This is a genomic window from Mucilaginibacter jinjuensis, assembly GCF_028596025.1.
Taxonomy (GTDB): Bacteria; Bacteroidota; Bacteroidia; order Sphingobacteriales; family Sphingobacteriaceae; genus Mucilaginibacter; species Mucilaginibacter jinjuensis.
This window is the reverse complement of the sequence record NZ_CP117167.1, coordinates 2050683-2062232: the sequence shown is the minus strand read 5'-3', so window position 1 is coordinate 2062232 and position 11550 is coordinate 2050683. Positions and strand designations below refer to the sequence as shown.

The window sequence follows — 11550 nt, the reverse complement described above, 5'->3', positions numbered from 1 at the left end:
AACAGAAACAATTACAGCCAGTAATTAATTATTAACTATAGCCGCTCAATTTGGGTGGCTTTCGTATTTTTACCGCCACCAATATGGAAAATAAACCAATAGCACGTACACTAAGGTTGCTTTCGCAGCTGATGGAATTGCATGACGAAAATCCGTTTAAGATTAAGTCTATTGCCAACGCCGCTTTTAAAGTTGATAAGCTACCCTTCCCTATAGCCGGCAAAAGCCTGGCCGAAATGGAAAAGATTGATGGCCTGGGCAAAAGCACCGCTGCTAAAATTGCCGAATTACTGGAGAAAGGTTCGATCACTGATTTAACCGACCTGCTGGCTGCTACGCCCGAAGGTATTGTAGAAATGCTGGGCATTAAAGGCATCGGCCCAAAAAAGATCGGTGTGATATGGCACGATCTGGGAATCGAAAATATTGGTGAGCTATTATACGCCTGTAACGAGAACCGCCTGATAGAGGCCAAAGGCTTTGGTTTAAAAACCCAGGAAGAGATCCGCAAGGTGTTGGAATTTCGTATGGCCAGCAATGGCAGTTTCCTGTATGCGCAGGTTGAGCCAGAGGCCGAGGAGCTGATGAACCAGATCAAAGCCTTTATGCCAGGTGCGCTGATTGAGTTTTCGGGACAATACCGCCGCCGCAATGATATAATTAATGAATTATCCATTGTTATCGGTACCCGCGATGCGGAAATTGGTATCGATGCTTTAAAAGGTGCAGGTTTACTGCAAAATTTAAAAGTTGACGATTGTCGCCTGAACGGTGAACTGGAAAACGGCCTGCTGGTTGAGCTAATCTGCGTGCCGAAAAACAAATATTTCAGAGAGTTATTTATCCAAACCGGTACAGAAGAACATGTGGAAGCAGTTTTCGCCCGGATTACGGATGACATAGATCAACCTACAAGCGAAGAGATCATTTATGAGAAAGCCGGCCTGCCCTGGATCCATCCCGAGCAGCGCGAAGGCGCTGATATATTAAATATCACCACCGAAGTTAAGCTGATTACCTTGGGCGATCTGAAAGGTTCGCTCCACAACCACAGTACCTGGAGCGATGGTGTAAATACACTGGAAGAAATGGCCCTGTACTGCCGCGACCAGCTAAAACTGCAATACCTGGGTATCAGTGACCACAGCAAGAGTGCCTTTTACGCCAAAGGCCTCAGCATTGAGCGCGTTCTGGAACAACATAAGGAGATAGATCAGCTCAACAAAAAGCTGGAGAACTTCCATATATTTAAAGGTATAGAGGCTGACATCTTATATGATGGCTCGCTGGATTACCCGGATGAGATCCTGAAAACCTTTGATTTCATTGTGGCTTCTGTGCACTCTAACCTAAAAATGGATGAGGCAAAGGCTACCGAGCGTTTAATCAAAGCCATCGAAAACCCGTATACTACCATACTGGGCCACCCAACCGGCAGGCTGTTGCTTACCCGCAAGGGATACGATATTGATTATAAAAAAGTGATCGATGCCTGTGCAGCCAATAATGTAGTGATCGAGATTAACTCAAATCCGCTGCGACTTGATCTTGATTGGCGCTGGCAAAGTTATGCACTTAATAAAGGTGTAATGCTTTCCATCAACCCGGATGCCCACCGTAACGAAGGTTTTCATGATATGAAATACGGTGTACTGGTTGGCCGTAAAGGCGGACTAACAAAAGAACATTGCCTCAATGCGATGGACTTAGCCCAGATCACCGAAGTATTTAATAATAAAAAGCCGAAAGCTTAGTTATTAGCGTTAACATTATTTACCCCAAACACATTAAATGCTTTTAGAGAAAGTTAACCACATTAAGCAAACCCAACAGCAACCCAAAGTGCTGGTTATAGGCGACCTGATGATTGATCAGTATATCTGGGGCGAGGCCACACGCCTTTCGCCCGAGGCGCCCGTGCCTGTGGTTAATGTAAAACGCGAAACTACCACACTTGGCGGTGCTGCCAACGTAGCCCAAAACTTATTGGCTCTCGGTGCCAAAGTTACCTTGAGCGGCGTAATAGGTAATGATGTAGCAGGCGAAGAATTACTGATCATCTTAGAAAAGCAAGGTGTTGATACAGGAGCTATCTTCAAAGATGATACCCGCCCAACCACACTTAAAACACGTGTACTTGCAGGCAACCACCAACTGGTGCGCATCGACCGAGAGGTGACTAATCCTATCAATCCTGACCTGGAAGAACAAGCTTTCGGCGTTTTGCAAGCACAGATCAGCGAAGCCGACATTGTACTTTTTTCAGACTATAATAAAGGTTTCTTCGCGCCAGCCTTAACCCAACGCCTAATTAAGGCAGCGAACGAGCAGGGTAAAAAAGTAATTGTTGATCCCAAAGGATTGGATTATTCTAAATATAAAGGTGCATTCATTATCAAACCCAACCGTAAAGAACTGGCCGAGGCGGCAAAATCTGAAAAGATCCATAACCTTGCCGATCTGCAAAAAGCAGGTAAAGCTATCTTTGCCGAAACCGGGGTTGAGTACCTTATCGTAACCCTGTCCGAAGAAGGGATGGTTATTTTAGATGAACTTGCCTATAAACTACTCCCTGTAAAAGCTACCGAAGTGTTCGATGTAACCGGTGCAGGTGATACCGTACTGGCAACTATAGCGTACTTTATAGCCCAGGGTCTCGAAGTGGAAGAAGCCTGCGAACTGGCTAACCATGCCGCCGCAATTGTGATCCGCCATGTGGGTAATGCAACGGCTTCGGTAGATAGTATTATCACAGACATTCAAAATTCAACAATTTAATAATCAGATTTATAATATCAACATATTAAACAATCAGTTTAACATGCAGCATATCGAAAGCACATTAGTCAATAAGATAAACAGCCTACCAGAGCTGCTGCAAAAAGTAGCGCAATGGAAAGCCGAAGGGCAAAAACTAGTGTTTACCAATGGCGTTTTCGATCTCATCCATACCGGCCATATCACCTATTTGGCACAGGCTGCAGAGCTGGGACATAAGCTCATCATCGGCCTAAATTCAGACGCTTCGGTAAAAAGGTTAAAGGGCGAAAGCAGGCCGGTTAACAACCAGGATAGCCGGGCGCTATTGTTAAGCGCTTTCTTTTATATAGATGCCATCGTTGTTTTTGAAGAAGACACCCCCGCCAACCTCATCAACGCGGTAATGCCCGATGTGCTGGTTAAAGGAGGCGATTACACCATCGAAAATATTGTGGGCGCAAACGAGGTGATGGCTAATGGTGGTGAGGTAAAAACTATTAATTTTGTGGAGGGGTACTCGTCTACCTCTATTATCAACAAAATCAGGAGCCACAGTTCCTGAGCGAATATAAAATATGAAGATACTGGTGATCCGGTTTAGCTCGATGGGCGACATTATTTATACCACACCGGTGGTACGTTGCCTCAAACAGCAACTGCCCGATGCCGAAATTCATTTTTTAACCAAGCCCGCCTTCAAATACATTTACGATGCCAACCCGCATCTGGATAAACTTTTACTGCTTCAGGAAAAGCTAAGCGATACCATTAAGGAGATTAAGCAGGAAAAATACGATTACATTATCGACCTGCATAATAACCTGCGCACCTCGCTTATTAAACTGCGTACGGGTATTAAATCGTCTACTTACGATAAGCAGCGCATCCGCAAATGGCTTAGTTTGAAGTTTAATTTAAAACTGGTTGAGCCCATTCATCTGGTAGACCGCTATCTGAAGACCGTGAGCTTTCTGGGTGTAAGCAACGATGGCCTGCCTATCGATTACTACATCAAAAAGAATTACCGCCTGGCCGATCTGTTGCCAGAAAGTCACCAGGCAGGTTATGTAGCCTTTGTTATCGGCGCTACCCACTTTACCAAACGGATGCCGAATAAAAAGATCATCAACATTTGCCGGGGCATTAACCAACCCGTTTTATTACTGGGCGGCATGGATGTAAAACAAAACGGAGAAGAAATTGCCGCTGCCCTGGGCGATAAAGTTTATAATGCCTGCGGGATCACCACTTTGGATGAATCTGTTTTCCTGGTATCAAAAGCCCAAAACATTATAGGGTTCGATACCGGCTTAACCCACATCGCCGAAGCGTTCAGTCGTCCAATAGCTTCTGTATGGGGCGGCACTGTACCCGAGTTACTGGGTGTACAACCTTACCAGGTTAAAGATGCTTTGGTGGCCGGCATAGATTTACCTTGTAGGCCATGCTCTAAATTCGGCCTCGAGAAATGCCCGCTTGGCCATTTTAAATGTATGAACGAAATGCCCGAGCAACCGCTTATTGACTTTGCTAATCAATCAACAATTGCTGATTAATATGATACGAATTAAATACCTGTTAACGATAGTATTTGCCACGCTAAGCATCAGTGCCTTTGGCCAAAAGATTAACTGGGGGCTAAAATTTGGCGGCGGTATAGCCAATCAAAGTGTTAAAAATAATGACATTATAGCTACCAACTCAACAATTACTTTAAATGTTGGCGGTTTTGTTAATTACAACCTGCCCGGCCAATGGGCGCTGCAATCGGGACTGGGCATAAGCAACAAAGGGGCCGAAATTGTGGAAGATGGCATTACCACCACCCCAAAGATCACCTACCTCGATGTGCCTTTAAACATTGCTAAAAAGTTCAACTTTCCGGGTTTGGGGATGTATTACTTTGGTGCGGGTGGCTATGCTGCACGGGCATTAAGCGGCAAGTACAAGTTTGAAACGCCCAACAGCGTATCATCAGAAAAACTGGAATTTGGTAACGGTGCCGACGTAAAAAGAGAAGATTACGGCCTTAATTTTACCACCGGACTGGAGCTAAACAACCATTTATTGTTTGATATCCGGTACGAATTGGGCTTAAATGATATTTCGACCCAGCCGCAAAAAGATACCGGCACCTCGTATATTCATAATCGCTTATTAACTGTAAGTTTAGGTTATATCTTTAAATAGTTACCTGCTATGAAAAAACTATTGCTCATCAGGCATGCCAAAGCATCCCACGAAACCGATACAGGCGACTTTGCGAGGCCGTTAAAGCATTCGGGCGAAAAAGACGCGCTGGAACTCGCTAAACGCTTAAAAGCAGCTGACCTGATCCCTCAACATGTATCTAGCAGCCCGGCTTTGAGGGCAAAAACCACGGCAGGCATCGTTACCGCATACCTCGGTCTACCCGAAGCAACTTATAACGAAGCCATCTATGAGGCCTATGACCCCACGCTGCTCAAGATCATCAACGCCCTACCCGATGAGTTCGATTTTATAGCTCTTGCAGGTCACAATCCTGGCTTTAGCAGCATCACTACCTACCTCACCGGCAAATACTGTAACATGCCTACCTGCGGTGCTGTGTTGATCAATTTCGAGATCGATAGCTGGAAAGAAGCCTCGTCTGGCACAGGCGATATAAGCTGGGTAAGCGAGCCCGATTGATTTTAGCTGATACAGTAAGCTTTCCCCGGCAGGGAGCGGATAAATCCCTGCATTTCGAGGTTCAGCAGGTTCATGCTAAGCAGGCTTACCGGCATGCCTATCTTCAGCGTAAGTTCATCTATCGCAATTGAAGCATTTTGCCTCAGCACATCCATAATCAGTCGCTCATCGGCTGTTAAATCCATCGCCAGCATCAGTTGATTAGGCTTCTTAGACTTTTTAGTATCCTTCTCCCATCCCAGCGTATAGGCCAAATCTGCAGCACTGGTAAGCAAACCCGCCTTATGGTGCCTGATGAGGTAATTGCATCCTTCAGAAAACTCGTCATTAACGCGCCCAGGGAACGCAAATACATCGCGATTGTATGAGTTAGCTATTTCGGCAGTAATGAGCGCACCGCCTTTAATTCCGGCCTCTACAACAATGGTAGCATCGGCCATGCCTGCCACAATGCGGTTACGTGCTGGGAAATTCTCCCTATCCGGTGTGGTTCCCGATGGAAACTCGGTTAATAAGCCGCCATTCAACAACATTTTATCGGCAATAGAGCGGTGTGCAGCCGGGTAAAGCCTGTCTAACCCATGCCCAAGTACACCAACCGTAGGCACATTAAGCTTAACACTCTCTTTATGGGCCATTACATCAATGCCGTAAGCCAGCCCGCTTACCACTAAGGCGCCATAGCTCTCCAGTTCTTCAATAAGCTCCTTACAGAGATCCTTGCCATAAGCTGTAGCCTTACGGGTGCCTACCACGCTGATAACACGCTGGGCGTTTAAGTCCATCTTCCCCTGGGCATATAATAGCACTGGTGCATCATTACAGGCCCTCAGGCGCTTTGGATAGCGTGGGTCGGTATAGAAGATCACATCGATGTTGTTTTTGGCTATAAAGGCAGCTTCTTCATGGGCGCGCTCCAGGGCCGATTCAAAGTCTAATTGCTGAATCGTTTTAGCTGCTATTCCAGGTACTTTTTGGAGCTTCGATGGGTCTATTAGGAAGACATTTTCTGCATTGCCAGCGTAGGCAACCATTGATTTTGCCAGTACGGGACCAATGTTTTTAATAAAGGTTAAAGCGAGTTGGTGGATAAGGGACATAGTAAATCCAATGTAAGTAATCGGTGTTTAAAAGTCAATTATTTTGCTAAAACATTGATTTACAAACATAAAACAGCATTGAAACTATATCAATAGTTCTTAAACTATAACAATAGTAGGAAAATCACTATTTGAAACTATAAAAATAGTAACGAAACTATTATTATAGTTTGATTAAACTATAATAATAGTTACTATTTTTGGGCCAAATGAAGGAATTAACCAGAGCCGAAGAGCAGGTAATGCAAATCTTATGGCAACTAAAAGAAGGTATTGTTAAAGACATCTTGGCTAAGATGCCGGAACCCAAACCGGCCTATACAACGGTTTCAACCGTGGTTAGGGTAATGGAGACTAAGGGATTTGTGGCCCACAAGGCCTACGGCACGTCGCACGTGTATTATCCAACGATAAATGAGGATGAATACAAGAAGCTGGCTTTTGATAAGCTATTGAAGACTTTCTTTAATGATTCGGTAAAGGAGCTTATCTCCTACCTCGCTAAGGAAAAGAAGCTGAATATCACGGATCTGGCAGAGTTGATACTGCTTTCGGAGCGTGGGAAGAAATAATGAAGCTATATTAAATGAAAGGTTGTCATTTCGACGAACCAGCGGGGAAATTGTGCGTTTGGGGTGAGGAGAAATCTTCTGCGACATGCGTAAACTTGCTAGTCGTATAAGATTTCTCCCCCTCGCCACGCTATTCCCTACCCTTCAAGGAAATGACAAATTTGTTATTGAAAGCACCGGCAACACTGCTGGTAAGCTTTTACCTTACGTAAGCTGAAAGCTTACAACAGACCTGTCACAAGTTACGTTGCGCTAAACTTGCGACAGCGAAGCAATAGGTAGAATATCAGATATTGATATATTGGCAGCTTAAAACCTAATTTATCATTATGCGTACTTCATCTACTTATTTTGCCTGTATTGGGATACTGCTTTGCAGCACTTTTATCGGGAAACAGCTACAGGGCTCACCAGTGAGCTGTAGCAAAACAATTAAACAAAAACTTCATATAATCGATTTATACGCCTACAGTACAGATCGGTTATCGAGTCAAAATACGGACAGTGTTGTTGTGAAAAATGATTTTTCGCCCTGTCTAAATTTTTGGCGATGAACTGCAGGTACCCGATGAATCCAAGGCGACAACATTTAACCGGCACGGTAATTATCAGTTTCGAAGTAAATGACAAGCAGGAAGTAGTAAATGCTAAGGTTAAAGAAGATAAGAGCTTCAACAGCGAATTTGCTGATGAGGTATTAAATAACTTCAAAAAGTTTAAAAACACAGTTAAAGCCGCCCCTGGTAGTTATGCCTTCCAGGTATTGTTCCGTTTTAGATACGACGATAACTCTGCTGATAAAAACCTGGATTATAAAAAATACGCAGGTACTGTATCTATAAATGCAATGTAAGGTATTAACCTTTAACGTAGATCACCTGCTTAGTTTCGAAGAACTCGCCGGGAAAGTAGTTCTTTAAATCGTAGCGTTTAACCGCCAGGCGCGATTCTGCTATCTCTTCAACCAGGTCTCCCCCTTTGAGGTACAGGATCCCGTTTGGTATGGTATTTTTAGATTCCTTTTTAAACTTATCCTTCACCCAGGGATAAAAGTCCTTTAACCGCGTTACAGCGCGCGAAACCACAAAATTAAACTGATCCTCAAACTGCTCGGCACGCATGTGTGCAGCACGTAAATTATTGAGGCCAAGTGCGTTGGATACTTCCTGCACTACTTTTATCTTTTTACCGATTGAATCGACAAGATAGAATTGAGTCTCCGGAAAAAGGATAGCTAACGGGATACCCGGGAAGCCCCCTCCTGTACCCACATCGAGCACAGATTCGCCAGGTAAAAACCTGACTACCTTGGCGATGCCTAAAGAGTGTAATACATGGCGCTCGTACAGTTGATCGATATCTTTACGCGAAATCACATTGATCTGGCTGTTCCAGTGCTCATACAAACCTTGCAATTGCGAAAATTGCTCCTTTTGTACCGGGGTTAAATCAGGAAAATACTGGAAAATTAAATCAGATGTCATTTCTGTTTCTGCGGTTTATAATATTGCCTAACAGGTATTTAGCCCTGAAAAGCTGTGCTTTAACGGTGCCAAGCGGTAAGCTTAGCTGGGTTGATATTTCTTCGTAACTCAGTTCATCAAAATAGCGTAGGGTAATGAGGTTGCGGTAACGTTGCGGCAAGCTCTCTACCAGTGCTTTAAGCTCCTGGGTTTGTTGTTTTTTGATCGAAAACTCTTCGGGATTCAGGTCGTCGGTTTTAATCTGCATCGGGCGCTCATCACCGTCATCGTCCACCATCCCGTGTAACGACATGGTATTGAGTTTTTTCTTACGGATAAAATCGATGCAATTATTAGTGGCCACCCTGAAAAGCCAAGTACTGAAGGCAAAATCGGGCTGGTACTTGTCCAGTTTATCAAACGCTTTGGCAAAGGTTTCAACGGTGAGATCCATCGCATCTTCCTTATTATTAACCATTTTAAGCGCCATAAAGTAGATCGAATCCTTATAGCGCTGCATTAAACTGGCATAAGCCTTCTGGTCCCCCTCCCGTGCTTTAACTACGAGCTGAAAATCGTTCTTTGCGTTTTCGGTGAAATGACTGTTATTTACTTCCACTGGTTAGTTTTTTTTAATGTGCCAACCAAACCAAAAATATTCAGATACAAATAGTACAGGGTGTCGGCTATGGGTATGTACCATATAAAATCTTTACCTTGTAAAGTAGTAAATTGTTTTTTATAAACCAATATCTGTGCCAACCAACGCACAATGAATAAACTGACTGCAATATACATGGCCGGCTCGGCAGCTAAGCAACTGAAAAACAACAGGTAAAATAACAATCCGCTTACAGCATCGGTGGCCAACATGCGTTTATGTTTGGCTTTGTACAGCTTACCGGCACCCGCATGGCGGCGTTTTTGCCTGCCCCAGGCACCAAAACTTGTTTTAGGTTCGCTAAAAATGAATGAATCCTGGTGTAATTCTATTACAGTATTGGCTGGTGTAGCGTTTTGATTAACAAACAGATCGTCATCGCCCGACATGATGTGCATGTGCGACGCAAAGCCTTTTACACTGAAAAATAGCTCCTTACGGTAAGCAAGGTTGCGCCCCACCCCCATATAAGCATTGCCGCGCATAGCTGCAGAAAGGTAATTAATCGCGGTTTTAATGGTTTCGAACCTGATCAATGAGTTTAAAAGCCCTCTTTTTCTATAATATGGCGAATATCCCAATACAATTTGCGTTTCAGGATTGGCGAAGTTGGCGGCCATAAAAGCGATCCAGTTATCAGAAGCAGGTACACAATCAGCATCTGTAAACAGCAAGCAATCGTTTTTTGCAGCTTTTATGCCCATGGTTAATGCAAACTTTTTGCCGGTTTTAAATTTACGGGTCTCGGTAACGGTAACCACTTTAAGGCGCGGATATTGGGCCTCAAGCTCTTCGAGCAACTGGGCCGAACCATCAAACGAGCAGTCGTTCACCACAATAACCTCAAAATCCGGATAGTTCTGGTTTAAAATGGCAGGCAGATTTTGGGTTAAATTTTCGATCTCATTGCGTGCGCTTATAACAACCGAAACCGGAATAACAGCCTCTGGCAACTCTGTGAGCGGGTTATAAGCATTTAATTTATTTTGATAGGCCAACAGGTAGACCATCTGAATGATAAAACAGATGCCCAGCAACCCTAATAAAACCTCTTGTATTTGTAAGTCCAAAATGAGAAAAGAAAAATATGCGCAAAAATGTTAAAAAAGCGCGAATATAATCCCGCGGAAGTGAAAATTAATGATACCCGATTAAAAGGCTGAAAATGTTATTTTTGTAACCTTATAATGAAATTTAATTTAACAGCTCAAGATCCGTTATCAAAAGCCCGTGCAGGCGAGATAACCACCGATCACGGAACCATAAAAACGCCCATATTTATGCCTGTAGGCACTGCGGGCACAGTAAAGGCAGTTCATCAGCACGAATTAAGGGATGACATAAAAGCACAGATCATTTTAGGCAACACCTATCATTTGTACCTGCGCCCCGGCCTGGATACGCTTGAAAAGGCAGGCGGACTGCATAAATTAATCGGCTGGGACCGCCCAATATTGACTGATAGCGGCGGTTACCAGGTGTATTCCCTGTCGGAAGTTCGCAAAATTAAGGAGGAAGGCGTAACCTTTCGCTCGCATATCGACGGATCGAAACATTTGTTTACTCCTGAGAATGCCATCGACATCCAGCGTACCATTGGCGGTGATATTATTATGGCCTTTGATGAATGCACGCCCTACCCTTGTGAATACAATTACGCACGCCGCTCTATCGACATGACGCACCGCTGGCTTAAACGCTGCTGCGACCGTTTTGATACCACCGAACCTAAATATGGCTACAGCCAAAGCTTCTTCCCTATTGTGCAAGGATCTGTTTATAAAGATCTTAGGGTAAAATCAGCAGAAGTTATTGCTTCTTTCGAGCGCGAAGGGAATGCTATTGGCGGCCTTTCTGTAGGCGAACCGGCTGAAGAAATGTACGCCATGACCGAATTAGTGTGCGATATATTACCGAAGGAAAAACCACGTTATTTAATGGGCGTAGGTACCCCGGTTAATATTTTGGAAAACATTGCTTTAGGTGTAGATATGTTTGATTGTGTAATGCCTACCCGCAATGCACGTAACGGCATGCTGTTTACTAAAGACGGGATCCTGAATATGCGCAATGAGAAGTGGAAAAATGATTTTTCGCCAATTGAAGCAGATAGCGATCTATGGTCTGACAGAGAGTACAGCAAGGCTTACTTACGCCATTTAATGGCTGCAAAGGAAATACTTGGCGCACAGATAGCCACTTTGCATAACTTGCATTTTTATTTATGGCTGGTTACAACCGCCCGCGAAAAAATTATTTCGGGCGAGTTTTATGATTGGAAAAACATCATGGTTAAGCGCTTAGCACAAAGATTATAATTA

The 11550-nt window shown here is 44.0% G+C and carries 13 protein-coding genes; 9 read left to right on the top strand and 4 right to left on the bottom strand.

The genetic code is table 11. The features are described from left to right. The first annotated feature begins 83 nt into the window (after positions 1-83). From PQO05_RS09425 to PQO05_RS09400, 6 genes are read left to right on the top strand one after another with little or no spacing between them, the layout of a single operon-like run. A complete protein-coding gene (locus tag PQO05_RS09425) occupies positions 84-1754 on the top strand; it encodes a DNA polymerase/3'-5' exonuclease PolX (RefSeq protein ID WP_273632475.1) in 1671 nt (556 codons plus the stop codon). A gap of 37 nt (positions 1755-1791) precedes the next feature. Beyond that, entirely contained in the window at positions 1792-2778 is a 987-nt protein-coding gene (rfaE1, locus tag PQO05_RS09420) for a D-glycero-beta-D-manno-heptose-7-phosphate kinase (protein ID WP_273632474.1), read from the top strand. A 43-nt stretch (positions 2779-2821) separates the two neighbouring features. Continuing rightward, positions 2822-3322, top strand: a complete 501-nt coding sequence (gene rfaE2 / locus PQO05_RS09415) for a D-glycero-beta-D-manno-heptose 1-phosphate adenylyltransferase (RefSeq protein ID WP_273632473.1) — start codon at positions 2822-2824, stop codon at positions 3320-3322. A 13-nt stretch (positions 3323-3335) separates the two neighbouring features. Beyond that, positions 3336-4316 carry a glycosyltransferase family 9 protein gene (locus PQO05_RS09410; RefSeq protein ID WP_273632472.1) on the top strand — a complete coding sequence of 327 codons (981 nt, stop codon included), beginning with the start codon at positions 3336-3338 and terminating at the stop codon, positions 4314-4316. Between the two features lies 1 nt (position 4317). Next, the gene (locus PQO05_RS09405; RefSeq protein ID WP_273632471.1) at positions 4318-4950 is read left to right on the top strand and encodes a porin family protein; all 633 of its coding nucleotides are present in this window, start codon (positions 4318-4320) and stop codon (positions 4948-4950) included. Positions 4951-4959: 9 nt separating this feature from the next. Further along, entirely contained in the window at positions 4960-5433 is a 474-nt protein-coding gene (locus PQO05_RS09400; RefSeq protein WP_273632470.1) for a SixA phosphatase family protein, read from the top strand. Between the two features lie 2 nt (positions 5434-5435). On the opposite strand, the gene dprA is transcribed toward PQO05_RS09400, so the two are convergent. Beyond that, positions 5436-6533, bottom strand: a complete 1098-nt coding sequence (dprA, locus tag PQO05_RS09395) for a DNA-processing protein DprA (protein ID WP_273632469.1) — start codon at positions 6531-6533, stop codon at positions 5436-5438. Between the two features lie 209 nt (positions 6534-6742). On the opposite strand from dprA, the gene PQO05_RS09390 reads away from it, so the two are divergent. Further along, a complete protein-coding gene (locus PQO05_RS09390; RefSeq protein WP_273632468.1) occupies positions 6743-7105 on the top strand; it encodes a BlaI/MecI/CopY family transcriptional regulator in 363 nt (120 codons plus the stop codon). 568 nt (positions 7106-7673) lie between these two features. Continuing rightward, positions 7674-7958: an energy transducer TonB gene (locus PQO05_RS09385; RefSeq protein ID WP_273632467.1), complete on the top strand. Its 285-nt coding sequence runs from the start codon at positions 7674-7676 to the stop codon at positions 7956-7958. A gap of 4 nt (positions 7959-7962) precedes the next feature. Here the strand turns inward: PQO05_RS09385 and rsmG are convergent, their stop codons facing one another. The 3 genes from rsmG to PQO05_RS09370 are packed head-to-tail and all read right to left on the bottom strand — an operon-like array spanning position 7963 to position 10299. Further along, a complete protein-coding gene (gene rsmG, locus PQO05_RS09380) occupies positions 7963-8589 on the bottom strand; it encodes a 16S rRNA (guanine(527)-N(7))-methyltransferase RsmG (protein WP_273632466.1) in 627 nt (208 codons plus the stop codon). Further along, a complete protein-coding gene (locus tag PQO05_RS09375; RefSeq protein ID WP_273632465.1) occupies positions 8579-9187 on the bottom strand; it encodes an RNA polymerase sigma factor in 609 nt (202 codons plus the stop codon). The genes rsmG and PQO05_RS09375 overlap by 11 nt, the downstream gene beginning before the upstream one ends. After that, complete coding sequence (locus PQO05_RS09370; RefSeq protein ID WP_273632464.1) at positions 9178-10299, bottom strand: glycosyltransferase; 1122 nt, start codon at positions 10297-10299, stop codon at positions 9178-9180. Before PQO05_RS09370 ends, PQO05_RS09375 begins: the two co-directional genes overlap by 10 nt. Before the next feature lie 117 nt (positions 10300-10416). Here PQO05_RS09370 and tgt point away from each other — a divergent pair, with 117 nt between their 5' ends. Beyond that, complete coding sequence (gene tgt / locus PQO05_RS09365) at positions 10417-11547, top strand: tRNA guanosine(34) transglycosylase Tgt (RefSeq protein WP_273632463.1); 1131 nt, start codon at positions 10417-10419, stop codon at positions 11545-11547. Positions 11548-11550 lie beyond the last annotated feature (3 nt).

Coding starts and splice junctions, on each gene's coding strand:
- PQO05_RS09425 (WP_273632475.1), top strand. CDS start 84: ATGGAAAATAAACCAATAGCACGTACACTAAGGTTGCTTTCGCAGCTG.
- PQO05_RS09390 (WP_273632468.1), top strand. CDS start 6,743: ATGAAGGAATTAACCAGAGCCGAAGAGCAGGTAATGCAAATCTTATGG.
- rfaE2 (WP_273632473.1), top strand. CDS start 2,822: ATGCAGCATATCGAAAGCACATTAGTCAATAAGATAAACAGCCTACCA.
- rsmG (WP_273632466.1), bottom strand. CDS start 8,589: ATGACATCTGATTTAATTTTCCAGTATTTTCCTGATTTAACCCCGGTA.
- PQO05_RS09400 (WP_273632470.1), top strand. CDS start 4,960: ATGAAAAAACTATTGCTCATCAGGCATGCCAAAGCATCCCACGAAACC.
- PQO05_RS09405 (WP_273632471.1), top strand. CDS start 4,318: ATGATACGAATTAAATACCTGTTAACGATAGTATTTGCCACGCTAAGC.
- tgt (WP_273632463.1), top strand. CDS start 10,417: ATGAAATTTAATTTAACAGCTCAAGATCCGTTATCAAAAGCCCGTGCA.
- PQO05_RS09385 (WP_273632467.1), top strand. CDS start 7,674: ATGAATCCAAGGCGACAACATTTAACCGGCACGGTAATTATCAGTTTC.
- PQO05_RS09410 (WP_273632472.1), top strand. CDS start 3,336: ATGAAGATACTGGTGATCCGGTTTAGCTCGATGGGCGACATTATTTAT.
- rfaE1 (WP_273632474.1), top strand. CDS start 1,792: ATGCTTTTAGAGAAAGTTAACCACATTAAGCAAACCCAACAGCAACCC.
- dprA (WP_273632469.1), bottom strand. CDS start 6,533: ATGTCCCTTATCCACCAACTCGCTTTAACCTTTATTAAAAACATTGGT.